At 61.2% G+C, this 26,658-nt stretch carries 22 protein-coding genes; 6 read left to right on the forward strand and 16 right to left on the reverse strand.

Annotation, left to right across the window (positions count from 1 at the left end; translation table 11 throughout):
• Positions 1-65: 65 nt before the first annotated feature.
• The 6 genes from KGA96_RS06410 to KGA96_RS06435 all read left to right on the forward strand — a co-directional run bounded on the left by KGA96_RS06410 (position 66) and on the right by KGA96_RS06435 (position 8,620).
• On the forward strand, positions 66-1,226 hold the full coding sequence (locus KGA96_RS06410; protein ID WP_046041937.1) for an efflux RND transporter periplasmic adaptor subunit: 1,161 nt from the start codon (positions 66-68) through the stop codon (positions 1,224-1,226).
• Positions 1,223-4,324, forward strand: a complete 3,102-nt coding sequence (locus tag KGA96_RS06415) for a multidrug efflux RND transporter permease subunit (protein WP_046041936.1) — start codon at positions 1,223-1,225, stop codon at positions 4,322-4,324. Before KGA96_RS06410 ends, KGA96_RS06415 begins: the two co-directional genes overlap by 4 nt.
• A 9-nt stretch (positions 4,325-4,333) precedes the next feature.
• Positions 4,334-5,011 carry a heavy metal response regulator transcription factor gene (locus KGA96_RS06420; RefSeq protein ID WP_046041935.1) on the forward strand — a complete coding sequence of 226 codons (678 nt, stop codon included), beginning with the start codon at positions 4,334-4,336 and terminating at the stop codon, positions 5,009-5,011.
• Positions 5,001-6,365: a heavy metal sensor histidine kinase gene (locus KGA96_RS06425; RefSeq protein WP_046041934.1), complete on the forward strand. Its 1,365-nt coding sequence runs from the start codon at positions 5,001-5,003 to the stop codon at positions 6,363-6,365. The genes KGA96_RS06420 and KGA96_RS06425 overlap by 11 nt, the downstream gene beginning before the upstream one ends.
• 280 nt (positions 6,366-6,645) lie before the next feature.
• Positions 6,646-6,870: a hypothetical protein gene (locus KGA96_RS06430; protein WP_046041933.1), complete on the forward strand. Its 225-nt coding sequence runs from the start codon at positions 6,646-6,648 to the stop codon at positions 6,868-6,870.
• A gap of 247 nt (positions 6,871-7,117) precedes the next feature.
• Positions 7,118-8,620, forward strand: a complete 1,503-nt coding sequence (locus tag KGA96_RS06435; protein WP_046041932.1) for a sensor domain-containing diguanylate cyclase — start codon at positions 7,118-7,120, stop codon at positions 8,618-8,620.
• Positions 8,621-8,793: 173 nt separating this feature from the next.
• Here the strand turns inward: KGA96_RS06435 and lpxC are convergent, their stop codons facing one another.
• From lpxC to mraZ, 16 genes are all read right to left on the reverse strand, one after another.
• Positions 8,794-9,705: a UDP-3-O-acyl-N-acetylglucosamine deacetylase gene (gene lpxC / locus KGA96_RS06440; RefSeq protein WP_007916984.1), complete on the reverse strand. Its 912-nt coding sequence runs from the start codon at positions 9,703-9,705 to the stop codon at positions 8,794-8,796.
• Between the two features lie 112 nt (positions 9,706-9,817).
• Entirely contained in the window at positions 9,818-11,011 is a 1,194-nt protein-coding gene (gene ftsZ, locus KGA96_RS06445) for a cell division protein FtsZ (protein ID WP_046041931.1), read from the reverse strand.
• A 73-nt stretch (positions 11,012-11,084) separates the two neighbouring features.
• On the reverse strand, positions 11,085-12,344 hold the full coding sequence (gene ftsA / locus KGA96_RS06450; RefSeq protein WP_007972611.1) for a cell division protein FtsA: 1,260 nt from the start codon (positions 12,342-12,344) through the stop codon (positions 11,085-11,087).
• 15 nt (positions 12,345-12,359) lie between these two features.
• The gene (locus KGA96_RS06455) at positions 12,360-13,229 is read right to left on the reverse strand and encodes a cell division protein FtsQ/DivIB (protein ID WP_046041930.1); all 870 of its coding nucleotides are present in this window, start codon (positions 13,227-13,229) and stop codon (positions 12,360-12,362) included.
• A gap of 4 nt (positions 13,230-13,233) precedes the next feature.
• Positions 13,234-14,217 (reverse strand): D-alanine--D-alanine ligase, encoded by a 984-nt coding sequence (locus KGA96_RS06460; RefSeq protein WP_046041929.1) that lies wholly within the window; start codon positions 14,215-14,217, stop codon positions 13,234-13,236.
• Positions 14,214-15,674, reverse strand: a complete 1,461-nt coding sequence (gene murC / locus KGA96_RS06465; RefSeq protein WP_046041927.1) for a UDP-N-acetylmuramate--L-alanine ligase — start codon at positions 15,672-15,674, stop codon at positions 14,214-14,216. Before murC ends, KGA96_RS06460 begins: the two co-directional genes overlap by 4 nt.
• Positions 15,667-16,737 (reverse strand): undecaprenyldiphospho-muramoylpentapeptide beta-N-acetylglucosaminyltransferase, encoded by a 1,071-nt coding sequence (murG, locus tag KGA96_RS06470; RefSeq protein ID WP_046041926.1) that lies wholly within the window; start codon positions 16,735-16,737, stop codon positions 15,667-15,669. Before murG ends, murC begins: the two co-directional genes overlap by 8 nt.
• Positions 16,727-17,944 (reverse strand): putative lipid II flippase FtsW, encoded by a 1,218-nt coding sequence (gene ftsW / locus KGA96_RS06475; RefSeq protein ID WP_046041925.1) that lies wholly within the window; start codon positions 17,942-17,944, stop codon positions 16,727-16,729. The genes murG and ftsW overlap by 11 nt, the downstream gene beginning before the upstream one ends.
• Positions 17,941-19,287: a UDP-N-acetylmuramoyl-L-alanine--D-glutamate ligase gene (murD, locus tag KGA96_RS06480; protein WP_046041924.1), complete on the reverse strand. Its 1,347-nt coding sequence runs from the start codon at positions 19,285-19,287 to the stop codon at positions 17,941-17,943. The genes ftsW and murD overlap by 4 nt, the downstream gene beginning before the upstream one ends.
• A 6-nt stretch (positions 19,288-19,293) precedes the next feature.
• Positions 19,294-20,376 (reverse strand): phospho-N-acetylmuramoyl-pentapeptide-transferase, encoded by a 1,083-nt coding sequence (gene mraY / locus KGA96_RS06485; protein ID WP_016773275.1) that lies wholly within the window; start codon positions 20,374-20,376, stop codon positions 19,294-19,296.
• On the reverse strand, positions 20,376-21,743 hold the full coding sequence (locus tag KGA96_RS06490) for a UDP-N-acetylmuramoyl-tripeptide--D-alanyl-D-alanine ligase (RefSeq protein WP_046041923.1): 1,368 nt from the start codon (positions 21,741-21,743) through the stop codon (positions 20,376-20,378). Before KGA96_RS06490 ends, mraY begins: the two co-directional genes overlap by 1 nt.
• Positions 21,736-23,199: a UDP-N-acetylmuramoyl-L-alanyl-D-glutamate--2,6-diaminopimelate ligase gene (locus KGA96_RS06495; protein WP_046041922.1), complete on the reverse strand. Its 1,464-nt coding sequence runs from the start codon at positions 23,197-23,199 to the stop codon at positions 21,736-21,738. The genes KGA96_RS06490 and KGA96_RS06495 overlap by 8 nt, the downstream gene beginning before the upstream one ends.
• Positions 23,199-24,938, reverse strand: coding sequence for a peptidoglycan D,D-transpeptidase FtsI family protein (locus KGA96_RS06500; protein ID WP_185754813.1), 1,740 nt, complete (start codon positions 24,936-24,938; stop codon positions 23,199-23,201). The genes KGA96_RS06495 and KGA96_RS06500 overlap by 1 nt, the downstream gene beginning before the upstream one ends.
• Positions 24,938-25,231: a cell division protein FtsL gene (ftsL, locus tag KGA96_RS06505; protein WP_046041919.1), complete on the reverse strand. Its 294-nt coding sequence runs from the start codon at positions 25,229-25,231 to the stop codon at positions 24,938-24,940. The genes KGA96_RS06500 and ftsL overlap by 1 nt, the downstream gene beginning before the upstream one ends.
• A complete protein-coding gene (rsmH, locus tag KGA96_RS06510) occupies positions 25,228-26,175 on the reverse strand; it encodes a 16S rRNA (cytosine(1402)-N(4))-methyltransferase RsmH (RefSeq protein WP_007972589.1) in 948 nt (315 codons plus the stop codon). Before rsmH ends, ftsL begins: the two co-directional genes overlap by 4 nt.
• Entirely contained in the window at positions 26,172-26,627 is a 456-nt protein-coding gene (gene mraZ / locus KGA96_RS06515; RefSeq protein WP_007917012.1) for a division/cell wall cluster transcriptional repressor MraZ, read from the reverse strand. Before mraZ ends, rsmH begins: the two co-directional genes overlap by 4 nt.
• Positions 26,628-26,658 lie beyond the last annotated feature (31 nt).

Raw genomic sequence — 26,658 nt, forward strand, 5'->3', positions numbered from 1 at the left:
AACAGGTTTATAAAGGAAACTACCTTACCCACCGACCGACCACCCAGCCCCGGCGCCCCACTCGCATGCGAATCCAGAAAAAACCCGCCCTGCTCGTCGCCCTTCTGATCGTCCTGGCAGCGCTGGGCCTGTGGTACGCCAACAAACCGGCCAAGGCCAAACTCGCCACCCCCACCGCCATCCCGGTGCGCGTGGTCGCCGTCGCCGAAAAAGACGTGCCGCGCTACGTCAGCGGCATAGGTTCGGTGCTGTCCCTGCACAGCGTCGTGGTCCGCCCGCAAATCGACGGCATTCTCACCAAAATCATGGTCAAGGAAGGCCAGCTGGTGAAAAAAGGTGACCTGCTGGCCACCATCGACGACCGCTCGATCCGCGCCAGCCTCGACCAGGCCAAGGCACAACTGGGCGAAAGCCAGGCGCAACTGCAAGTGGCGCTGGTCAACCTCAAGCGCTACAAGCTGTTGAGTGTCGACGACGGCGTGTCCAAGCAGACCTACGACCAGCAACAAGCCCTGGTCAACCAACTCAAGGCTACCGCCCAAGGCAACCAGGCCTCGATTGACTCCGCTGAGGTACAGCTTTCCTACACGCAAATTCGCTCCCCGGTCAGCGGGCGCGTCGGTATTCGTACTGTGGACGAAGGCAACTTCCTGCGCATGACCGACACCCAGGGCCTGTTCACGGTGACCCAGATCGACCCGATCGCTGTGGAGTTCTCCCTGCCACAGCAAATGCTGCCGACCCTCCAAGGCCTGATCAACGACCCGCAACACGCTCAGGTAAAGGCCTACATCGGTGCCGACACCGACGGCGAAACCGGCAACCTGCTCGGCGAAGGTCACCTGACCCTGATCGACAACCAAATCAACGCCAACACCGGCACCATCCGCGCCAAGGCCGAATTCGACAATCCGGGGCAGAAGCTCTGGCCGGGCCTGCTGGTGACGGTAAAGATTCAGACAGCCCTGGATAAAGATGCGCTGGTGGTGCCGCCGACAGTCGTACAACGCGGCCTCGACCAGCACTTCGTGTACCGGGTCAATGGCGACAAGGTCGAAGCCGTGCAGGTGCAGATGGTCTATCAAGGCAGCGGCCAGGACATCATCAAGGGTGTGAAGCCGGGTGATGTACTGGTCAGCGATGGTCAGTCGCGGCTCAAGCCCGGCGCTACTGTGCAAGTGCTGACCGAGCCGCCTCAAGTGGTGCGATCGGAGGCGGCGCAATGAAGGGCCATGGTTCGATTTCAGCCTGGTGCATCGACCACCCGGTGGCCACGGTCCTGTTGACGTTCGCCCTGGTGCTGCTGGGTGTCATCGCGTTTCCGCGCCTGCCGGTAGCGCCGTTGCCGGAGGCAGAATTCCCGACCATCCAGGTGGCCGCGCAACTTCCCGGCGCCAGCCCGGAAACCATGGCTTCCTCGGTGGCCACGCCCCTTGAAGTGCAATTCAGTGCCATTCCCGGCGTAACCCAGATGACCTCGAGCAGTGCACTGGGCTCGACCAACCTGACCCTGCAATTCACCCTCGACAAGAGCATCGACACCGCCGCCCAGGAAGTGCAGGCAGCGATCAATACTGCCGCGGGCAAACTGCCCAAGGACATGCCGAACCTGCCGACCTGGCGCAAGGTCAACCCGGCGGACAGCCCGGTGCTGATCCTCAGCGTCAACTCGTCGCTGATGCCAGGCCCTGAGCTCAGCGACCTGACGGAAACCCTGTTGTCCCGTCAGCTCAGTCAGGTCGACGGTGTAGGCCAGGTCGTCATCACCGGTCAGCAGCGTCCGGCGATTCGCGTCCAGGTATCCGCCGACAAACTCGCCGCCATTGGCCTGACCCTCGCCGACATCCGCCTGGCGATCCAGCAGACCAGCCTCAACCTGGCCAAGGGTGCGCTGTACGGGGAGTCGAGCATCTCGACCCTGTCCACCAACGACCAGTTGTTCCACCCCGACGAATACAGCCAGTTGATCGTTTCCTACAAGGACGGTGCACCGGTTCACCTCAAGGATGTCGCGAAAGTCGTCAACGGTTCGGAAGATGCCTACGTTCAGGCGTGGGCGGGTTCGCAACCGGGCGTAAACCTTGTGATCTTCCGCCAGCCAGGCGCCAACATCGTCGAGACCGTGGACCGCATCCAGGCCGCCTTGCCGGCACTGGAAGCGATGCTCCCCGCCTCGGTGCAGGTCAAGACGCTGATCGACCGCACCCAGACCATCCGTGCCTCGCTGCATGAAGTGGAAATCACCCTGCTGATTGCAATCATGTTGGTGGTGGCGGTGATGGCGCTGTTCCTGCGCCAACTGTCGGCCACGCTGATCGTGTCGGCAGTGCTCGGCGTGTCACTGATCGCCAGTTTCGCGCTGATGTATGTGATGGGCTTCAGCCTGAACAACCTGACCCTTGTGGCGATCGTGGTCGCCGTGGGCTTTGTGGTGGACGATGCGATCGTGGTGGTGGAGAACATCCACCGGCATCTGGAGGCCGGTGACGGCATGCGCGAGGCGGCGATCAAGGGCGCCGGCGAGATCGGCTTCACCGTGGTTTCGATCAGTTTTTCACTGGTGGCGGCGTTCATTCCACTGCTGTTCATGGGTGGTGTGGTCGGTCGGCTGTTCAAGGAATTCGCCCTGACCGCCACCTCGACCATCATGATTTCGGTGGTGGTCTCGCTGACATTGGCGCCAACGCTGGCAGCGCTGTTCATGCGGGCACCGGTGCATCACGTTCATAGCAAACCGGGCTTTGGTGAACGTCTGCTGGCGTGGTACGAAAAAGGCCTGCGCCGCGCCCTCGCCCACCAGAAAATGATGATCGGCGTGTTCGGCCTGTCGCTGGGGTTGGCGGTCGCCGGTTACATCTTTATCCCTAAAGGTTTCTTCCCGATCCAGGACACTGGCTTCGTCCTCGGTACCACCGAAGCAGCTGCGGATATTTCCTACGGCGACATGGTGAAAAAACACCTGGCGATGGCCGAAATCGTTGCCGCCGACCCCGCTGTCGAAACCTTCTCGCACTCAGTCGGCGTCTCGGGCAGCAACCAGACCATTGCCAACGGCCGCTTCTGGATCACCCTGAAAAAACGCGGGGATCGCGACGTCTCGGCCAGCCAGTTCATCGACCGGATTCGCCCACAACTGATGAAAGTCCCGGGCATCGTCCTGTACCTGCGTGCAGGGCAAGACATCAACCTCAGCTCAGGCCCGAGCCGCGCCCAGTACCAATACGTGCTCAAGAGCAACGACGGTGCGACCCTCAGCACCTGGACCCAACGCCTGACGGAAAAACTGCGCGCCAACCCGGCCTTCCGCGACATTTCCAACGACCTGCAACTGGGCGGCAGCATCACCCACATCAGCATCGACCGCAGCGCCGCCGCACGTTTCGGCCTCACCGCCAGCGACGTCGACGAAGCCCTGTACGATGCCTTCGGCCAGCGCCAGATCAACGAATTCCAGACCCAGGTCAACCAGTACAACGTGATCCTGGAGCTGGACACCAAGCAACGCGGCAAGGCCGAAAGCCTCAACTATTTCTACCTGCGCTCGCCCCTGAGCGGGGAAATGGTGCCGCTGTCGGCCCTGGCCAGGTTCGATGCGCCGACCATCGGCCCGCTGTCCATCGCCCATGACGGGATGTTCCCCGCCGCCAACCTGTCGTTCAACCTGGCCCCCGGCGTGGCGTTGGGCGATGCGGTGATCATGCTCAACCAGGCCAAGGCCGACATCGGCATGCCGACCGCCATCAGCGGCAACTTCCAGGGCGCGGCCCAGGCGTTCCAGAGTTCACTGGCCAGCCAGCCGTGGCTGATTCTGGCGGCACTGGTGGCGGTGTACATCATTCTCGGCGTGCTCTACGAGAGCTTCGTGCACCCGCTGACGATCATTTCCACCTTGCCTTCGGCGGGCCTCGGTGCGGTGATCATGCTGTGGATTTGCGGCCAGGACTTTTCGATCATGGCCTTGATCGGGCTGGTGTTGCTGATCGGTATCGTCAAGAAAAACGGCATCCTGATGATCGACTTCGCCCTCGAAGCGCAGCGCAATGGCGGACTGTCGCCTGAAGAGGCGATCTTCAAGGCCTGTATCACGCGGTTCCGGCCGATCATCATGACCACCCTCGCCGCCCTGCTCGGCGCCCTGCCGTTGATGCTCGGCTATGGCACCGGTGCCGAACTGCGCCAGCCCTTGGGGATCGCCGTCGTCGGTGGCTTGCTGGTCAGCCAGGCGCTGACGCTGTTCACCACGCCGGTCATATACTTGTGGCTTGAGCGGCTATTCCATCGACCTAAACCTGCGCCAGAACCGGTGCTGGCGACCACAGACTGAGGCGGGGTCATGCGCGTTCTGATTATCGAAGACGAAGAAAAAACCGCGGACTATCTGCACCGCGGCCTGACGGAACAGGGTTTCACCGTGGATCTGGCCCGCGATGGTGTGGACGGTCTGCACCTGGCGCTGGAGAGCGACTACGCGGTAATCGTCCTCGACGTGATGCTGCCGGGCCTCGACGGCTTCGGTGTGTTGCGCGCCCTGCGTGCGCGCAAGCAAACCCCGGTGATCATGCTCACCGCCCGCGAGCGTGTGGAAGATCGCATCAAGGGCCTGCGTGAAGGCGCCGATGACTATCTGGGTAAACCGTTTTCCTTCCTTGAACTGGTGGCACGCCTGCAAGCGCTGACTCGCCGTAGCGGCGGCCATGAACCGGTGCAGGTGAGCATCGCCGACCTGTGGATAGATTTGATCAGCCGCAAGGCCACCCGCGCCGGTACACGTCTGGACCTGACCGCCAAGGAGTTCTCGCTGCTCAGCGTGCTGGCCCGGCGCCAAGGCGAAATCCTGTCAAAAACCGCCATTGCCGAGATGGTCTGGGACATCAATTTCGACAGCGACGCCAACGTCGTCGAAGTCGCGATCAAACGCCTGCGGGCCAAGCTCGACGGGCCGTTCGAAGAGAAACTGCTGCACACCATTCGTGGCATGGGTTATGTGCTGGAGAGCCGTGGTGTCCAGTAATTCCATCGCGCTGCGTCTAAGCGGGATGTTTACGCTGGTAGCGCTGCTGGTGTTCCTGTTGATCGGTTGGGCGCTGTACCAGCAGGTCGACAAAGGCCTGGGCCTGCTGCCAGAAGCCGAACTCGATGCGCGCTACAGCGTGCTCGAATCCACGGTCGGCCGTTACGGCACGCCCGAGCATTGGGTGAAGATCAACAACAAGCTCAATCTGTTGAGCGAAGAAGACAAGCGCATCAGTTTCTGGATCATCAGCGGCGATCCACACTACGAATACGGCAACCTGACACCGCAGATCCGCGCCTTTGCCCAAGGGCCACTGGGCACGCGCGACATGCATCTGCCGGAGCACCCGTATCCGCTGAAAGTGCTGGTCAGTGAGTTCCCGGCCAAGGACCAGCGCCCGCCGCTGCGCTTCATGATCGCCATCGACACCGAAACGTTTTTCCACACCCAGCATCACCTGCTGGTCGCGCTGATCAGCCTGGCGATTGTCGGTGTGCTGCTGGCCTCGGCACTGGGTTATTGGGTGGCGCGGATCGGCCTCAAGCCGCTGATCAAACTGTCCCAGGAAGCCCGGCGCCTGGCCCCGCCGTTGCGCTCGGGGCGCTTGCGATTGTCACCGTTGCCGCCGGAACTCGATCAATTCGTCAGCTCGTTCAACTCAACCCTGGAACGGGTCGAGCAGGCCTACTCGCGCCTTGAGTCATTCAACGCCGATGTTGCCCACGAACTGCGCTCGCCACTGACCAACCTGATCGGCCAGACCCAAGTCGCATTGACCCGCGGACGCTCCGCCGAGCATTACTTCGAAGTGCTGCAATCAAACCTCGAAGAGCTTGAGCGACTGCGTTCGATCATCAACGACATGCTGTTCCTCGCCAGCGCTGATCAGGGCAGCAAGGCGACCAAACTCACCTCGACCTCGCTGGCCGATGAGGTGGCCACGACCCTGGAATATCTGGACTTCATTCTCGAGGACGCTCAAGTCCAGGTCGAGGTCAGTGGTGACGCGCAAGTGCGGATCGAGATCGCCCATCTGCGCCGGGCGTTGATCAACTTGTTGAATAACGCGGTGCAGCACACCGCGCCCGGGCAGGTGATTCAAGTGCGGATCGAAGCCCAGGAGCATCAAGTCAGCATCGGCGTCGCCAACCCAGGTTTGCCGATTGCCAGTGAGCATCTGCCGCGCCTGTTCGAACGCTTCTATCGGGTCGATGCGTCGCGTAGCAACAGCGGCCACAATCACGGCCTGGGGCTGGCCATCGTCAAGGCGATTGCGCTGATGCATGGCGGGGATGTGTTCGTGCGCAGTGATCATGGGATGAATACGTTCGGCATACACCTTCCCGTCTGAAACACACAAACTACTGTGGCGAGCGAGCTTGCTCGCGCTGGGCTGCGAAGCGGCCCTAAAAACCTGTGTGCGCGTTCTTTCAGACAGTCCATATTCCTCGGACCTGCGACTGCTGCGCAGCCGAGCGGGAGCAAGCTCCCTCGCCACAAAAGCGCTCGACACCACCAACTGTTGCTCAAGTCGCAACAGTCCTTTCATGAATCCGCTCTTTTTCCCCTCGCCTCATATCCTTATCTTTGCCCGCACCAAACAGCACTTGCCAAGCAAGAAGGTTTTAAAGATGTCCAACAGTATGGGTATTGCCAGCGCTTTCGTTTTGTCCTCTTTGTTCCTGTCGCCATTGGCGATGGCGGAAGAATCGCAGACTTTCGTCGCGCATAACGCCGCACGCGCTGCGACGTTCGAAGAGCATCAGGTCGAGATGACAGCCAAGGCTGCCCAAGATACCCAAGCCCCGCAAGCGTCCAGCATCCAGGCCCAGCCACGGGTCGAGAAAGACAGCTGACCGGCACCGATCACCCCCGTTTTCATCGACACTTTTCATCGGCTCTTCCCTTTGAAAAGTTGTCTCCAAAGCCGCTGCTGTCAGCGGCTTTTTTTATAGTGGCGACTCGGCCTTCTTTGCAATTTCTGTAACGAAAGTCACTGACGCCCACGCCATTGATCAATCGTTCGAGCAACAGGAAGGATTCACTCGGCTGCTACGTTTATGCAACTACGCTTAGAGCGTCCCTTTAGCAGACGTCAGCCCTATGACCGCAAGCCGCACCGCACATTTTCAAGGCCCGACCGGGCGACCCGAGATCTTGGTGATCTTCGGCAGCACCCTGACAGTCATCTCGATCCTGTGCATCGTCACCTTCCTGCTGATCCGCGAACACGCCAACGCCCAGCAGACCGCCACACGTAGCGCGACCACCATCGCGCAACTGATCGACGCCGATGTCTTGCGTACGGTCGAGCTCTATGACTTGACCCTGCAGGGCCTGATCGCTGCCGCCCAGCGGGACGACCTTAAACAGGTTGCACCGCAGATCCGTCATCTGGTGCTGTTCGACCGCTCCACCACTGCGCGCTACAAGGGCGACATCCTGCTGCTGGACAAGCACGGCGACGTACTGGCCGACTCATCATTGATCGAGCCGAAACCGGGGAACTTCGCTGACCGCGATTATTTCCTGGCCCATGTCTTCAATCGCGACACCGGCATGTTTATCAGCCGGCCGTTCAAGCCACGCTGCGACTGCGATGACAGCGACGAATGGCGCATCAGTTTCAGCCGGCGCATTTCATCGCCCACGGGTGAGTTTCTGGGGGTCGCGGTAGCGTCGATGCGCATGAGCTATTTCGATCAGCTGTTCAGCAGCCTCGACATCGGCAATGGCAGTACGCTTGGCATCATCAACGACGACGGGATTCTCCTGGCGCAGAAACCGTACCGTGAACAAAACGCCATCGGCAAAAGCATCTCCAGCCGCCCTAACGTCGTACGCATGCTGCGCGAGCGCAGTGGCACCTTTGAAAGCGTGTCGAGTGTCGATCATCAACGGCGCCTGTACACCTTTACCCGGGTCGGCAATCTGCCGTTGACCGTCATCGTGGCCCTTTCCATCGACGAAGTGTTCGCTACCTGGAACCGCACAGCCTATGCGATCAGCGGTGCAACAGGGGTTTTGTGCATCGGCCTGTTGTGGCTGACCTGGCTGCTCTGTCGGGAGCTGCGACGGCGCCAAAGTGCCGAGCAGGAATTGGCGCAACTGGCGGCCACCGATGCCTTGACCGGCGTGGCCAACCGTCGATCCCTTGATCAGACCCTGCGCCATGAATGGTTTCGCGCGCAGCGCAGCGGCAAGCCGTTGTCATTGCTGATGATCGATGCCGATCACTTCAAGGCCTTCAATGACCGACACGGGCATCAGGCCGGCGACGAAGCCTTGCGGGCGTTGGCCGAGGTCATCCGCGCCAATGTCCATCGCCCGGCGGACCTGGTGGCTCGCTATGGTGGCGAGGAGTTTTCGGTGATCCTGGCCGAAACTGACAGTGAAGGCGCGAAGCAGATCGCCGAGCACATCCGCGAGGCGGTGCAGAAACTGCCACTGGTGGACCCCGGTGAGCCGCCGATGAGCGTGAGCATCGGCATTGCCACCTGGACGGCGGCCAGCGATATCAACCTGGAGCAATTGCTGTTCAGCGCGGACAAGGCGTTGTATCAGGCCAAGGAAGGGGGGCGGAACCGGGTGGTGTGCGCCGGCTGATTTTTTTGTTGAGTGGACGGACGTCATCGCGAGCAGGCTCGCTCCTACAAGGGAATACAATCCACTGTGGGAGCGAGCTTGCTCGCGATGAGGCCAGCCGAGGCAACACAAAATTCGGGACATAAAAAAAGGCCACCCGAAGGCAGCCTTTAAAAACTAGAGAGGTTTTTTGCTTACACCGCCGCAACCGGGCGCATGTAAGAGATTGGTGCGGTGCTGGCGTCTTCGAACGTCACGACTTCCCAGGCATCTGTCTGCTCAATCAACTTGCGCAGCAGCTGGTTGTTCAGTGCGTGGCCGGACTTGAAGCCCTTGAACTCACCAATCAGGCTATTGCCCAGCAGGTAGAGGTCACCAATTGCATCGAGAATCTTGTGCTTCACGAATTCGTCTTCATAGCGAAGGCCGTCTTCGTTCAGTACGCCATCGGCGTCGACCACGATTGCGTTTTCAACGCTGCCGCCGAGTGCGAGGTTGTGCTTGCGCAGGTACTCGATGTCACTCATGAAACCGAAAGTACGGGCGCGGCTGACTTCTTTTACGAACGAAGTGCTGGAAAAATCCACGCTTGCACTTTGGGTGCGGTCCCGGAAAACCGGGTGATCGAAATCGATCTCGAAGCTCACCTTGAACCCTTCGAAAGGGACGAAAGTGGCGCGCTTGTCGCCGTCTTCCACTGTCACTTCACGCAGGATGCGGATGAATTTCTTGGCGGCGTCCTGTTCTTCCAGGCCTGCCGATTGAATCAGGAATACGAAGGGTCCAGCGCTGCCATCCATGATCGGGACTTCGGACGCGGAGAGCTCGACGTAGGCGTTATCGATGCCCAGGCCAGCCATGGCCGAGAGCAAGTGCTCTACCGTGTCCACTTTGACGTCGCCATTGATCAGCGTGGTCGACATAGTGGTTTCGCCGACGTTTTCCGCGCGGGCAGGAATCTGCACCACAGGGTCGAGGTCAGCGCGACAAAACACAATGCCAGTGTCGACAGGCGCAGGCTTGAGGGTCAGGTAGACCTTCTCCCCGGAGTGCAGGCCTACACCTGTGGCACGGATAATATTTTTCAGTGTGCGTTGTTTAATCATGGCTTGGGCCGCTTCAGCGCAAATTGCGAACTGGTATCAACAAAGGCTGGCGATGATAGCAGACCGAGCCTTTGCTGAACACCAATCACCTTCATAGCCCTGATACATTCCATCAATCGGCCTGACGACGCAGGAAAGCCGGGATGTCCAGGTAGTCCAGGTCATCTTGCGGATTCATCTTCGCGGCAGTCGCAGCACCGGCCTGGGCCTGGTTGCGCATGACGGTCGGACGGTCCAGGTCACGGTAGTTAACCGCTGGAGCTTCCTGACGAACAGGGGCCTGTTGTTGTGGCTGTGCAGCCATCGAAGTGTGAACGGTGTTGTCGATGACCTTCACAGGCTTCTCGATTTTAGCGCCAAGACCTGTGGCAACGACAGTCACGTGCAGCTCGTCGCGCATGTCCGGATCGATAACGGTACCGACCTTGACCATCGCGTGCTCGGAAGCGAAGGCTTCGATGATGCTACCCACGTCGGAGTACTCACCCAGGGACAGGTCAGGACCGGCGGTGATGTTCACCAGGATGCCGCGTGCGCCTTGCAGGTTCACGTCTTCGAGCAGCGGGTTGCGGATGGCCGCTTCGGTTGCTTCGCGTGCACGGTTCGGACCGCTGGCGCAGCCAGTGCCCATCATCGCCATGCCCATTTCGCTCATCACGGTACGCACGTCGGCGAAGTCGACGTTGATCATGCCCGGACGCTTGATGATGTCGGAGATACCGCGAACGGCACCGGCCAGTACATCGTCAGCCTTGGCGAAAGCCGACAGCAGGCTTGCGTCTTTACCGAGGATGGTCAGCAGCTTCTCGTTGGGAATGGTGATCAACGAGTCGACGCTTTCAGACAGCAGACGGATGCCTTCGTCGGCGATCTGCATACGCTTGCGGCCTTCGAACGGGAACGGACGAGTCACGACCGCAACGGTCAGGATGCCCATTTCCTTGGCCACTTCGGCGATGATCGGCGCAGCACCGGTACCGGTACCTCCGCCCATGCCAGTGGTGATGAACACCATGTTGGTGCCCTGCAGGACTTCGGCAATGCGCTCACGGTCTTCCAGAGCAGCCTGACGACCTACTTCAGGGTTGGCGCCAGCGCCCAGGCCCTTGGTCACACCGGTACCCAGTTGCAGGATGGTCCGCGCGCCGATGGATTTCAGCGCCTGGGCATCAGTGTTGGCGCAGATGAACTCGACGCCTTCGATGTTGCTCTTGACCATGTGGTTGACAGCGTTGCCGCCGCCACCGCCGACACCGATAACTTTGATTACCGGGCTTGCGGGGATGTTGTCTACGAGTTCGAACATTTTCCCTCTCCTTTCAATTCTCTAGTTTTTTCGCCTACTGCGTGCTTCGGTGTAACGGTATTACGGTAAATCTTCAGAAATTGCCCTGGACCCACTTCTTCAGGCGGTCCAGCAGCGGAGCCTGTGGCTCTTCGTTGCTGTAGCTGTCGCGGCTGCCGATGCCCGAGAACGAGATGCCGTCGGACTGCTTCTGCAGGCCGTACATCAACAGGCCGACGCCGGTGGAATAGATCGGGTTGCGCACCACGTCATCCAGACCTTTCACGCCGTGAGGCACGCCCAGGCGCACCGGCATGTGGAAGATTTCCTCGGCCAGTTCAGTGGCGCCTTCCATTTTCGCGGTACCGCCGGTCAGCACGATGCCGGCCGGGATCAGGTCTTCGTAGCCGCTGCGGCGCAGTTCGGCCTGGATCAGCGTGAACAGTTCGTCGTAGCGCGGCTCGACCACTTCGGCCAGGGCCTGGCGGGACAGTTCGCGCGGCGGACGGTCGCCGACGCTTGGCACCTTGATGGTTTCGCCGGCACCAGCCAGTTTGGCCAGGGCGCAGGCGTAACGGATCTTGATTTCTTCGGCGTACTGGGTCGGAGTGCGCAACGCCATGGCGATGTCGTTGGTCACCTGGTCACCGGCAATCGGGATCACAGCGGTGTGACGGATCGCGCCTTCGGTGAAGATCGCGATGTCGGTAGTACCGCCACCGATGTCCACCAGGCACACGCCCAGCTCTTTCTCGTCATCGGTCAGTACCGAGTACGCGGAAGCCAGTTGCTCGAGAATGATGTCGTCGATTTCCAGACCGCAGCGGCGCACGCATTTTTCAATGTTCTGTGCAGCGTTGACGGCGCAGGTGACCACGTGGACCTTGGCTTCCAGACGCACGCCGGACATGCCCAGCGGCTCGCGGACGCCTTCCTGGTTATCGATCACGTAATCCTGCGGCAGGGTGTGCAACACGCGCTGGTCAGCCGGGATCGCCACGGCCTGGGCGGCGTCGAGCACGCGTTCAAGGTCTGCCGAGCTGACTTCGCGATCCCGAATCGCCACGATGCCGTGGGAGTTCAGGCTGCGGATGTGATTGCCGGCCACGCCGACGAACGCCGAGTGAATGCGGCAACCGGCCATCAACTGCGCTTCTTCGATAGCGCGCTGGATCGATTGCACGGTGGATTCGATGTTCACCACCACGCCTTTTTTCAGGCCACGGGACGGATGAGTACCGATCCCGACGATTTCCAGCGTGCCGTCGTCCGCGACCTCGCCCACCAGCGCCACCACCTTGGAGGTGCCGATATCGAGACCGACGATCATTTTGCCGCTTTGCACGTTTGCCATGGGTCCTGCCTCTTCTTAATTCTTCGCGACAGCGGGTTGGGCTGCCGTGGGCGCTACAGGTTCCCGCCAGCCAACAGCGAGGCCGTTGGCGTAGCGCAGATCGATGCGCGCAATGTTCGTAATCTGTTCTTTGAGCGTCTTGTCATAGATGGCGATGAAACGGCGCATCTTTTCCACCTGGTTGCCGCGTCCCAGCAGCAGTTCGATCCCGGGACCCGCACTGCCGGGGCCGGTGGTCAGGAACCAGCTGCCGCGATCACGCAGTTCCAGGCGTGCAATCGAGAAGCCCAGCGGCCTGAGCATCTGGCTCAGCACCTGGTATTGCTGCATCACTTGCTGCTGGGCCCGTTGTGGGCCGAACAGCTGTGGCAGGTGTTCATAGTTCGCCAGCTCGCGCGGGGTGAAGGCCTGGCCCTGGTTGTTCAATAGCGACTCGTCGCCCCAACGGGCCACCGGCAGTTGTTCTTCCAGGCGGATCACCACCTGATCCGGCCACACCCTGCGCACTTCGGCGTGGGCAATCCATGGCATCGTTTCCAGCTCGGTGCGCATGCTCGCCAGGTCGATGGTGAAGAAGCTCGACGCCACGTAAGGGGCGATCCGCTGCTGCACTGCTTGCTGGCTGATGTAGCTCAGGTCGCCCTGCACGTTGATCTTGGTGATCGGCCGGTCGGCATACGGCAACAACCGTGTCGCACCTTCGTAAGTACCGAACCCCAAGGCCACCAGCAGTACCGGCCAGAACAGGCTTTTCAGAAAGCCGAAATTGGCTTTCGGCAGGCGCGCGGACATCGGCTCTTTGGCCACCATTCGGCTGGCACCCCGCGGCACCGGCTTGCGGCCGGTCGGTGCGGTGGGCTGATGTCTGAGCTGAGCGCCTTGCATGGCCTTAACCTCTCGTCGACTCTTGGTTACCGGCAGTGTTGCTGGCAACGCTCTCGGCCAAAATGGCCAGGACCAGTTGCTGGAAATCCAGACCGGCGGCACGGGCCGCCATCGGCACCAGGCTGTGATCGGTCATGCCCGGTGCGGTGTTGACTTCCAGGAACCAGAACTGCCCGTCGGCGTCCTGCATCACGTCTGCCCTGCCCCAACCGGCGATACCCAGCGCTTCACAGGCTTTCGCCGTGAGGTCCATGAGTTCCTTTTCCTTGGCGCTGTCCAGACCGCACGGAATGCGGTACTGGGTATCGTTGGCGATGTACTTGGCGTCGTAGTCGTAGAAGCTGTGCGTCGTGCCCAGGGCAATCGGTGGCAACACCTGGTCACGCAGGGTGGCGATGGTGAACTCCGGACCGTGAATCCATTGCTCGACCAACACTTGCGAATCGTAGGTACTGGCCGCTTTCCATGCGTCGATCAATTCGGACGCGGAACTCACTTTGGCCATACCGATACTTGAACCTTCATGGGCCGGTTTGACGATCAAAGGGAAGCCCAGTTCCGTCGTCGCCGAAATACAATCGGCCTCGCTGCTCAGTACCGCGTGACGTGGGGTCGGAATGCCCAGGCTGTGCCAGACCTGCTTGGTGCGCAGTTTGTCCATCGCCAGGGCCGACGCCAGAATGCCGCTGCCGGTGTACGGAATGCCCAGGCATTCGAGCAGGCCCTGCATGCTGCCGTCTTCACCGCCACGACCGTGGAGGATGATGAAGGCGCGGTCGATCTTTTCGTTGAGCAGACGCTGCAGCAGGTCATCGCCCACGTCGAGGCCGAACGCGTCCACACCGGCGCTTTGCAGTGCGTCCAGAACAGCGTTACCCGACTTCAGGGACACTTCTCGCTCGGCACTCTTGCCGCCGAACAGCACGGCGACGCGGCCGAAATCTTTCGGCGCGATCGTGGAGACCAGGTTGGCGTAGGCAGCAGTCATTTCAACGTCCCCTTCTCCGGCGCGGCAACGGCACCGGCGAACAACTCACTTTTCAACAGTTTTGGTGCGAGACCGCCGATATCGCCGGCGCCCTGGCACAGCAGGATGTCGCCGGCGCGCAGCAGCGGCTTGACCACTGGCGCCAGGTCAACACCACGCTCGATATAGATCGGATCAAGCTGGCCACGCTGACGGATGCTGTTGCACAGCTTGCGGCTGTCGGCGCCCGGAATCGGCTCTTCGCCGGCCGGATAGACTTCCATCAGCAGCAGTACGTTGGCGTCGGCCAGTACATTGACGAAATCGTCGTACAGATCACGGGTGCGGCTGTAACGGTGCGGCTGGTAGACCATCACCAGGCGGCGCTCCGGCCAGCCACCGCGTACGGCCTTGATCACGGCCGCGACTTCCGTCGGGTGGTGACCGTAGTCATCGACCAGCATCACATTGCCGCCGTCCACCGGCAGTTCGCCGTAGACCTGGAAGCGTCGGCCGACACCCTGGAACCCGGACAGGCCCTGGACGATGGCTTCATCGCTGACGCCTTCGTCAGTGGCGATGCAGATGGTCGCCAGTGCATTCAATACGTTGTGGTTGCCCGGCATGTTCACCGAAACATCCAGCGGCTCGCGGTCAGGGCGCAGCACGGTGAAGAAGGTCTGCATGCCTTGCTGGCGCACGTTGATGGCGCGCACGTCGCAGTCTTCGCCGAAGCCATAGGTGACCGTCGGGCGTTTGACCTGCGGGAGGATTTCACGCACCACCGGATCGTCCAGGCACACCACCGCCAGGCCGTAGAACGGCAGGTTGTGCAGGAATTCGACGAAGGTTTTCTTCAGCTTGTTGAAGTCACCGTCATAGGTCGCCATGTGGTCAGCGTCGATGTTGGTGACCACGGCCACCAGCGGCTGCAAGTGCAGGAAGCTGGCGTCGCTTTCGTCGGCTTCGGCGATCAGGTAGCGACTGGTGCCGAGCTGGGCATTGGTGCCCGCGGCATTCAGGCGTCCACCGATCACGAATGTCGGGTCCAGGCCACCAGCGGCGAATACCGAAGCGATCAGACTGGTGGTGGTGGTTTTGCCATGGGTACCGGCAACGGCGATGCCGTGGCGATAACGCATCAGCTCAGCCAGCATTTCTGCACGCGGCACCACCGGGATACGGCGTTCCAGCGCGGTAGCGACTTCCGGGTTGGAGGTGTTCACAGCGCTCGACACCACCAGCACGTCAGCGGCCGCGGCGTTCTCGGCGCGGTGGCCGATGAAGATCTGCGCCCCGAAAGACTCCAGACGCTCGGTCACCGGCGAAGCCTTCAGGTCAGAGCCGGACACGGCATAACCCAGGTTCAGCAGCACTTCGGCAATCCCGCACATGCCCACACCGCCGATACCGACGAAGTGGATACGACGGATGCGGCGCATTTCCGGTTGCGGCATGGCTTTCTGACTCTCAACCATGGGCCACCTCCAGGCAGCTATCGACCACGTTACGGGTGGCATCGGGTTTGGCCAGGCGGCGTGCCGCGGTAGCCATTTCGTTGAGTCGTTGTGGTTGCATCAGGACCTCTGTCAGGCGAGCGGCAAGATCCGCTGCACCAGTCGTTCTTTGCGGCATCAGGAAGGCTGCGCCTTCACGGGCCAAATATTCGGCGTTGCGGGTCTGGTGATCGTCGATGGCGTGAGGCAAAGGCACCAGCATCGAGGGCAGACCGGCGGCGGCCAGTTCACTGATGGTCAGCGCGCCTGCGCGACATACCACCAGGTCGGCCCAGCTGTAGGCTTGAGCCATGTCTTTGATGAAGGGCTGCACCTGCGCCTCGACGCCAGCCGCGCGATAGCGCTCTGCAGTCACTTCATCGTGGTTTTTGCCGGCCTGATGGAACACTTCCGGACGCAAGTCGGCAGCGACTTGCGACAGGGCTTCAGGCAGCAACTTGTTCAACGGTTCTGCGCCCAGGCTTCCGCCCAGAATCAGCAAACGCGCCTTGCGACCGGCCAGGGCAGGTCGCGATGTCTCGAGGAACAGCTCGGTGCGCACCGGATTACCAGTGGTCCGGCGGCTGTCCGACAGGGTAAAGGTGTCGGGGAACGCTTCACAGACTCGGGCGGCCAACGGCACCAGCAACCGATTGGCGGTACCGGCCACGGCGTTCTGTTCGTGAACGATCACCGGCACGCCGGCCAGTTTTGCTGCGACGCCGCCAGGACCGGTCACAAAGCCACCAAAACCCACGACGCAGACCGGTTGCAGACGGCGAATGATCGCCCGCGCCTGCCAGACCGACTTGAACAACATGAACGGCGCCTTGAGCAGGGACAATTTGCCCTTGCCGCGCAGACCGCTGGCGTTGATCCGGTGCAGCTCGATACCGGCTGCCGGTACCAGATCGTTCTCGATGCCACGCGGGGTGCCGAGCCAGTGCACGGTATAGCCGCGCGCCTGGAATTCGCGGGCACAGGCCAGCGCCGGGAACACGTGGCCACCGGTACCGCCTGCCATGATCATGACGTTAGCGCCCATGGTTCGGCTCCTCAGCGAAGTCGCTCTCATGGAACTCCATCTCTTCACTGCCCAGGTGGGTTCGACTTTCCCACTCGATGCGCAGCAACAAGCCGAGACAGGCACAGCAGATCACCAACGAACTGCCACCATAACTGAGGAACGGCAGGGTCAGACCCTTGGTCGGCAGCAGGCCGACGTTCACGCCGATGTTGATCAGGAACTGGCCGATCCACAGGAACGACAAACCGTAGGCAACATAAGCGGCGAAAAACTGCTTGGCCTTTTCCGCCCACAATCCGATGTACATGCCGCGAATACACACGAAGACGAACAGTGCCACGGTACACAACGAACCCACGGCACCCAGTTCTTCGGCCAGGACCGAGAACACGAAGTCGGTGTGGGCTTCCGGCAGGTAGAACTGTTTCTGCACGCTGTTGCCCAGGCCGACGCCCAGCCATTCGCCGCGACCGAAGGCGATCAAGGCTTGGGACAGCTGATAGCCGGCACCGAACTGGTCGGCCCACGGGTCGGCAAAGTTGGTCAGGCGCGCCATTCGATACGGCTGCATTTGAATCAACAGCACCACCGCGCCGACAGCCAGCACCACCATCAGGGAAAAACGGAACAGCCCGACGCCCCCCAGGAACAGCATCGCCGCCGCAGCGCCCATCATCACGACGGTGGCACCGAAGTCCGGCTCCATCAGCAGCAGGCCCGCCATCGGCAGCAGCACGATGAACGGCTTGAAGAAGCCCATCCAGCTTTCGCGCACTTCTTTCTGGCGACGCACCAGATAACCGGCGAGGTAGATCACCACGAACACCTTGGCGATCTCGGAAGGCTGGACGTTGAAGAAACTGAAGCCGATCCAGCGCATCGAGCCGTTAACTTCACGGCCGATCCCCGGAACGATCACCATCACCAGCAAGCCGAACGCACCCAGCAGCATCAGCCAGCCCAGACGTTGCCAGGTAGCGATCGGGATCATCATGGTGACGATGCAGGCACCCAGGCCCAGCACCACGTAAATAAGGTGGCGAATCATGTAATACAGGGCGCTGCCCGACTGCACGGCCGCCACTTCGGTCGATGCCGAGGCGATCATGATCAGCCCCAGGCCGAGCAGCGTCAGGCAACCGGCAAGCATCGGGAAGTCGAGGTCGATACCGCGCCCGGTGATGAGCGGCGATGGATACGGCTTGATGATGCCTTTTAGGCTCATGCCAGATCCTCCACGGCTTGGACGAACTGGTGACCACGGTCTTCGTAGTTCTTGAACATGTCGAAACTGGCACAGGCTGGCGACAGCAGCACCACGTCGCCCGGCTGGGCTGCGGCGCGGCATTGCTCGACGGCTTCGATCAGGGAGCCGGCGCGGATCAGCGGTACGGCATCGCCGATGGCCTCGCCGATCTTGTCGGAATCGCGGCCCATCAGGACCACGGCGCGGCAGTTGGCCGCCACCGGATCGCGCAGGTCCTTGAACTCGGCGCCCTTGCCATCGCCACCGGCGATCAGCACGACCTTGCCGTCGATGTCCGCGCCCAGGCCTTCGATGGCAGCCAGTGCAGCGCCAACGTTGGTGGCCTTGGAATCGTTGTAATAGCCCACGCCGTCAAGGTCACGGACCCACTGGCAGCGGTGTTCGAGACCGGCGAAGGTGCGCAGGCTCGACAGCATGGCATCGAATGGCAGGCCGACTGCATGGCCCAGGGCCAGGGCTGCCAGGGCGTTGGACTGGTTGTGGGCGCCGCGAATCTTCAATTCGCGCACTGGCATCAGATTCTGGAATTCGAAGGCCAGGTATTTCTCGCCGTCTTCTTCACGAATACCGAAAGCTTTGAAATCGGGCTTGCTCAGGCCGAAGGTCCAGCATGGCTGCCCTTCGCCTATCAACGGACGACTCAGGGCGTCCTGACGATTGACCACAAACTGCCTGGCGCCACGGAAGATCCTGTGCTTGGCCAGGTGATAGGCCGGCAGACCGCTGTAACGGTCCATGTGGTCTTCGCTGACGTTGAGCACAGTCGCCACTTCGGCGTTGAGCTGATCGGTGGTTTCCAGCTGGAAACTCGACAACTCCATCACGTACAACTCGATGTCGTCGCTGAGCAAGTCCAGCGCCGGCGTACCGAGGTTGCCACCGACGGCAACACGCTTGCCTGCCGCAGCCGCCATCTCGCCGACCAGCGTGGTCACGGTACTTTTCGCGTTGGAACCGCTGATGGCCACGATCGGTGCCTTCGCGTTACGCGCGAACAACTCGATGTCACCGGACAATTTCACGCCACGGGCGGCGGCGGCCTGCAGGGCCGGGGTCGCCAGCGCCAGGCCCGGGCTCACGTAGAGCTCGTCGGCACGGCACAGGAATTCGACGTCCAGCTCGCCACAACGCACTTCCACGTGCGGATAGTCACGCTTGAGCGTGGCCAGTTCCGGTGGATTTTCCCGCGTATCGGCCACGGCAAACGCCACGCCCCGGTTCGCCAGGAAGCGAACCAGGGACATGCCGCTCTTGCCGAGGCCGACAACGATGCGGAAGTGGTCAGAAGCGATCAGAGACACGTATTTCTACCTCAGCTTCAGGGTGGCAAGGCCAACCAGCACGAGAATCACGGTGATGATCCAGAAACGGACGATCACGCGCGGCTCGGGCCAGCCCTTGAGTTCAAAGTGGTGGTGAATGGGCGCCATGCGGAATACACGGCGACCGGTCAGTTTAAAAGAGGCAACCTGAATGACGACTGACAGGGTTTCCATCACGAACACGCCGCCCATGATGAACAGGACGATTTCCTGACGGACGATCACCGCGATGGTGCCCAGGGCAGCGCCCAGCGCCAGTGCGCCGACGTCACCCATGAAGACTTGTGCCGGATAGGTGTTGAACCAGAGGAAGCCCAGGCCTGCTCCGATCAGTGCACCACAGAACACGATCAACTCACCGGCGCCCGGTACGTAAGGAATCAGCAGGTATTCGGCGAATTTCACGTTACCCGACAGGTAGCAGAAAATGCCCAGGCCACCACCGACCATCACGGTCGGCATGATCGCCAGGCCATCGAGGCCGTCGGTCAGGTTGACCGCGTTACTCGAACCGACGATCACGAAATAGGTCAGCACGATGAAGCCTGCGCCCAGCGGAATGCTGTAGTCCTTGAGCATCGGCAGGATCAGGGTGGTTTCCACCGGCGTAGCGGCAGTCATATAAAGGAAGATCGCCGCGCCCAGGCCGAACACCGACTGCCAGAAATACTTCCAGCGGCTCGGCAAGCCACGGGAGTTCTTCTCGATGACCTTGCGGTAGTCGTCGACCCAGCCGATGGCGCCGAACAGCAGGGTCACCAGCAACACGACCCAGACGTAACGGTTGCTCAGGTCAGCCCACAGCAGAGTGCTGACACCGATGGACGACAGAATCAGCGCGCCACCCATGGTCGGTGTACCCGACTTGGACAGGTGCGACTGCGGGCCGTCGTTGCGAACGGATTGACCGATCTGACGGTTCTGCAACGTGCGGATCATCCATGGGCCATAGCACAGCGACAGGACCAGCGCGGTCAGTACACCGAGAATCCCGCGCAGGGTCAGGTACTGGAAGACCGCGAAGCCTTTGTAGAACTGTTGCAGATACTCCGCTAGCAGCAGCAGCATTAATGTTTCTCCAGACTGGACCCGCACAAGGCGGCGACGACGTTTTCCATCGCAGCGCTGCGCGACCCCTTGATCAAAATGGTGGTATTTGTGTCTTGCTCGGCACCCAGGGCCTTGATCAGTTCAGCCTGTGTGCTGAAGTGAAAAGCCTGCGGACCGAATGCGTTCACGGCGTGAGCCATCATTGGCCCGACGGCGTACAGCGCAGAAACCTTGCCACGGGCGTACTCGCCCACGTCGCGGTGCCCCTGCTCCGCCCATTCGCCCAACTCGCCGATATCCCCGAGCACCAGGACGGTGCGACCGGAAAAGCCGGCCAGTATATCAACGGCAGCGCACATTGAGGTGGGGTTGGCGTTGTAAGTGTCATCGATCACGCGCATGCCATTGCTGGCCAATTGCGCAACGGTGCGACCCTTGACCGGTTGCACCGCGCCAAGGCCGGCGGCGATACCGAACAGCGACACACCCAGGGCATGGGCGGCGGCAGCGGCGGCCATGGCATTGGCGACGTTGTGGGTGCCGAGCAGGTTCAGTTGAACGCGCTCCGAGCCTTCAGGGCTGTGCAGGTTGAACGCCGGGCAGCCGCGAGCATCGGTGGCCAGGTCACTGGCGTAGAAATCGGCACTGGTGTTGCTCAACGCAAACGTCAGCACTTTGCGGTCACCGGCGCGCGCCTTCCAGATACCGAATGCCTTGTCGTCGAGATTGAGAACGGCGACGCCATCGGCATCCAGCCCTTCAATGATCTCACCCTTGGCTTCGACGATTTTGTCCGGACCGCCGAACTCACCGACGTGGGCGGTCCCGGCGTTATTGAGAATGGCCACGTGCGGCCTGCTCAGGCCGACGGTGTAGGCAATTTCGCCCAGACGCGAAGCACCCAGTTCGATCACGGCAGCGGTGTGTTCCGGCGCCAGTTCGAGCAAGGTCAGCGGCACGCCGAGGTCGTTGTTTAAATTGCCACGAGTGGCCAGCACTGCGCCGCGCGTGCGCAGGATGCTCGCAAGCATCTCCTTGACCGTGGTCTTGCCGCTGGAACCGGTGACGGCCGCGACCGGATGGACGTAGGCGACGCGATTCAGCGCGCCCAACTGGCCCAGGGCCTGGCGGGTGTCGCTGACCAGTAACTGCGGCAGCGTGCTGCCAGCGACTTCACGCTCGACCAGCGCAGCCACGGCGCCCTTGGCGGCGACTTCGTTCAGATAGTCATGACCGTCAAAACGCGGACCGGTCAGGGCAATGAACAACTGCCCCGGCTTGATTGCACGGCTGTCGATGCTGACACCGTCGAAGCTGGCATCGACGGACACAAGGCGAGCATTCAGCGCAGCAGTCAGTTCACTCAGTTTCAAGGCCTTAAGCATGGGTCACCTCCCACGCAGTCAAGGCGCGATCGGCCTCGACCAGATCGGAAAAGGCATGACGCTCGCCGTTGATTTCCTGATAGTCCTCGTGACCTTTACCGGCCAGGACAATCACGTCATCCGCTGAGGCACTGGCGATCAGCCGGGCAATTGCCTGACCACGACCGGCAACGAATTCCACTTTATCCACTGCCGTGAAACCGGCGCGGATGTCATCGAAAATCACCGATGGGTCTTCAGTGCGCGGATTGTCATCGGTCACCAGCACGCCATCGGCCAGGCGCTCGACCACTTCAGCCATCAACGGGCGCTTGCCGCGATCGCGGTCGCCGCCACAGCCGAACAGGCACAACAACCGGCCCTTGGCGTGCGGACGCAGGGCCAGCAATACTTTTTCCAGGGCATCCGGGGTGTGGGCGTAATCGACCACCACCAGCGGCTGCGAACCACCGCCCAGACGCTGCATGCGACCGGCAGGGCCTTCAAGCTGAGGCAGCACCTTGAGGATTTCGTCCAGGGCGTAATCCAGACCGAGCAACGCGCCGACCGCCGCCAGGACATTGCTCAGGTTGAAGCGACCGAGCAAGGTGCTGCGCAAGTGGTGCTCGCCTTGTGGCGTGACCAGCGTGGCGCGCACGCCTTCGTCGTCGAATTGCGCCTGGCGGCAATACAGGTAAGCGCTGGAATCTTCCAGGCTATAGGTGATCAGCCGCGATTCGCACTTGTCGGCGGCCAGTTGCCGACCAAACTTGTCGTCGAGGTTGACCACGCGGCATTTCAAATCATTCCAGGCAAACAGCCTGGACTTGGCTTCGCCGTAAGCCTGCATGGTGCCGTGGTAATCCAGGTGATCGCGGGACAGGTTGGTCATCACCGCCACATCGAAGGCCAATGCCGTCACGCGGCCCTGGTCCAGGCCATGGGAAGAAACCTCCATCGCCACGGCTTTGGCCCCGGCCTTTTTCAGGTCCGCCAGGGTCGCTTGCACGGCAATCGGATTCGGCGTGGTGTGCAGGCCGCTTTCCAGCGCGCCGTAGAAACCGGAACCGAGCGTGCCGACCAGGCCGCAGTGCTGGCCGAGCAGGTCCAGTGCCTGGGCAACCAATTGAGTCACGCTGGTCTTGCCATTGGTGCCGGTCACGCCCACCAGGTTCAGGTGATGGCTCGGCTCGCCATAAAAGCGCCCGGCGATGTCCGACAGCTGAGCCGCCAGGCCTTTGACCGGAATCAGCGGCACTTCAGTGATCGGCAGGACTGTGGCGCCTTCTACTTCATAGGCCACTGCGGCAGCACCGCGTTGCAAGGCGTCGGCAATATGCGCGCGCCCATCGAATTTCCCACCCGGCACGGCGAGGAACAGATCGCCCGCGCGCACATTGCGGCTGTCCAGGGCGAGTTCGCGAATCAGCAGATCGTGGCCGGCGTGAGGGAAAATCTTGTTCAGGCTCAGAGACATCAGCCGCGCCCTCCATTGGCTTTCAGCGGAACGACCGGTGTTGCGTTCGCTTGTTGAGTAGGTGGCAGGTTGTCCGGGGTAATGTTCATCAGGCGCAGGGTGCCCGACATCACGCGGCTGAACACCGGTGCGGAAACCAGGCCGCCGAAGTAACCGGCCTTGGTCGGCTCGTCGATTACCACCACGATGGCGTAACGCGGGTCGCTCATCGGGCCGAAGCCGGCGAACAGCGAACGGTAGGAGTTCTCGGCGTAACCCTTGGTGCCGACCGAGGTTTTACGCGCAGTACCCGACTTGCCGCCCACGTGATACGCCGGCACCTGCGCACGGAATACACCGCGCGGGGCCTCGATCACTTGCTGCAGCATGCCCTGCATGGTTTTCGCGACCGCCTCCGGCAGCACCTGGGTGGTTTGCGGCGCTTTGTCAGTCTTGATCAGGGTCAGCGGTGCGAGGCGACCATTGTTGGCCAAGGCCGAGAAGGCGTGGACCAGCTGGATCGCGGTCACGGAGATACCGTAGCCGTAGGACAGCGTGGCGGTTTCTGCCTTGCGCCATTCGCGGTAGTTCGGCAGGTTGCCGACGCGCTCGCCCGGAAAGCCCAGGCCGGTGTCCTGGCCGAGGCCGACTTTCTGCGCCAGACGGAAAATGGTTTCGCCACCGATATCGAACGCGACCTTGCTCATGCCGACGTTACTGGAGTTGATCAGGATGCCGGTCAGGTCGAGCACCGGACCTTCGGTCTTGGAAACGTCCTTGATGGTGTACTTGCCAATCTGCAAGGAGCCCGGATACACCTCGACGGTGTCGCTCGGTTTCCAGCGGCCGGTTTCGATCGCGGCGCTCATCGAGATCGCTTTCATCGTCGAGCCTGGCTCGAACACGTCGATCATCGCGCGGTTACGCATCATCGCCGGCTGCAGGTTGCGGCGGTTGTTCGGGTTGTAGGTCGGCTGGTTGACCATTGCGAGAATCTCGCCGGTCTTCACGTCCATGATCACCAGGCTGCCGGCCTTGGCACCGTTCTCGATGATCGCATTGCGCAATTCGCGGTTGGCCAGGTATTGCAGGCGCAGGTCAATGGACAACGCCAAGGGCTTACCGGCCTTGGCGTTTTTGGTGACCTGCACATCCTTGATCAGCCGGCCGCGCCGGTCCTTGATCACTTGACGCTTGCCAGGGACCCCGGCCAGCCATTCGTCGTAGGCCAGTTCGACGCCTTCACGACCGTGATCATCGATGTCGGTAAACCCGACCATATGAGCAGTGACTTCGCCGGCCGGGTAGAAACGCCGGAACTCTTCGATGCCATAAACACCCGGCACCTTCAGATCGAGCACAGCCTGGCCCTGCTCCGGGGTCAGTCCGCGCACCAGATAAATGAATTCTTTGTTGGCCTGGGCTTCGAGACGTTCGGCCAGGGCTTTCGGGTCCTGCCCCAAGGCAACCGCCAGTGCCGGCCACTTCTCTTTGGCTGTTTGCATTTCCTTGGCATTGGCCCAAAGGGTGGTGACCGGAGTACTCACGGCCAAAGGCTCGCCGTTACGGTCGGTGATCAGACCACGGTGAGCCGGAATGGGAATATGACGAACACTGCGGGCATCGCCCTGACCTTTAAGGAAGGCACGGTCGACCACTTGCAAATCGATGATGCGCCAGGCAATCGCGGCCACCATGATACCGAGCAAACCCAGCACCACGCGGAACCGCCAAGGAAAGAGTGCACCTTCGAGTTTCATCATGGCGCCACCATCTTCACGTCAGCGGCACCAGGGATATGCATTTTCAATTGTTCGGTAGCCAGCACTTCGATACGACTGTGGGCGGTCCAGGTGCTCTGCTCCAGAATCAACCGGCCCCACTCCGCCTGCGCCTTGTCGCGCACGCTCAGTTCGTTGTACAGCGAATTCAATAGCTGACGGTTCCAGTGCGCGCTGTAGGACACGCCGATGGCCGACACGAGCACGCCGATAAACAGCAGCAGCATGAAGAAGCTTCCGCCGGGCAATGGCTTGGCGAAAAGCTTGCTCACCGCAGCTTCTCCGCCACGCGCATGACAGCGCTACGGGAACGTGGGTTGGCTTTGAGTTCGGCGTCGGAGGCCGTCTGCGCTTTGCCATGGACTTTGATTTTCGGTTCGAAGGCGACATGCCGAACCGGCAGGTTGCGCGGCAGGTTGTCGGCTTCGCCTTTGACCAGCTTGCGCATGAACAGTTTGACGATACGGTCTTCCAACGAATGGAAGCTGATCACCACCAGGCGACCGCCCACTTCCAGGCACTCCAGCGCGGCTTCGAGACCGGTTTCCAGATCACCCAGTTCGTTGTTGACGTGAATACGCAATCCCTGGAAAGCGCGGGTTGCAGGGTTCTTGCCCTTTTCCCACGCCGGGTTGGCGACCTTCAGGACTTCAGCCAGGTCACCGGTGCGCTCGAATGGCTTGATGTCGCGGCGCTCGGCCACGGCACGGGCCATGCGGCCGGAGAAACGCTCTTCGCCGTATTCCTTGAACACCCGGGCGATTTCTTCCACCGGAGCGGTGTTGACGAATTCGGCGGCGCTGATGCCACGGGACGGATCCATGCGCATATCCAGGGGACCGTCGTTGAGGAAGCTGAAGCCGCGCTCAGGGTCGTCGAGCTGTGGCGAAGACACGCCCAGATCCAGCAGAACGCCGCTGACCTTGCCGGCCAGACCGCGTTCGGCGACTTCCGAACCGAGCTCGGCAAAGCTGCGCTGCACAACGACAAAGCGGCCGTCTTCGGCCGCTAGCGTCTGCCCAGTGGCAATCGCTTGTGGATCTTTATCGAATCCGAGCAACCGACCATCGGGACCGAGCTGGCTGAGGATCAACCGGCTGTGTCCGCCGCGCCCAAACGTGCCGTCCAGATAGCAGCCATCAGGACGTACGGCGAGAGCCTCGACGGCTTCGTCAAGCAGTACGGTGATGTGGTTAAAGCCGCTATCAATAGTCACAGGATCAAATCACGCAGTTCATCAGGCATCGCGCCCGGTTGTTGAATGGCAGCCAGGTCAGCGGCAGAAACCGCGTTCCAGGCATCCTCGTCCCACAATTGGAACTTGTTCAGTTGGCCTACCAACATCGCGCGCTTATCCAACTTGGCATATTCACGAAGACGCGGCGGAACCAGAAAACGACCACTGCCATCGAGCTCGAGGTCGACGGCATTACCAATCAGTAAACGTTGCAGGCGACGGTTCTCTTCGCGAAGCGAAGGCAGTGCGCGCAGTTTGGTTTCAATAATTTCCCACTCATCGAGGGGGTAAACACACAAACAAGGATCAACGGCATCAATTGTCACGATTAACTGACCGGAGCTGCGCGAATCGAGCTCGTCACGGTACCGGCTCGGCATTGCGAGACGGCCCTTTGCATCGAGACTGATAGCGTTGGCTCCGCGAAACACGTCAGCGTTTCTCCAAATTCTAGCGTTTTGA

It is taken from the genome of Pseudomonas sp. GL-R-26 (genome assembly GCF_019947365.1).
Taxonomy (GTDB): domain Bacteria; phylum Pseudomonadota; class Gammaproteobacteria; order Pseudomonadales; family Pseudomonadaceae; genus Aquipseudomonas.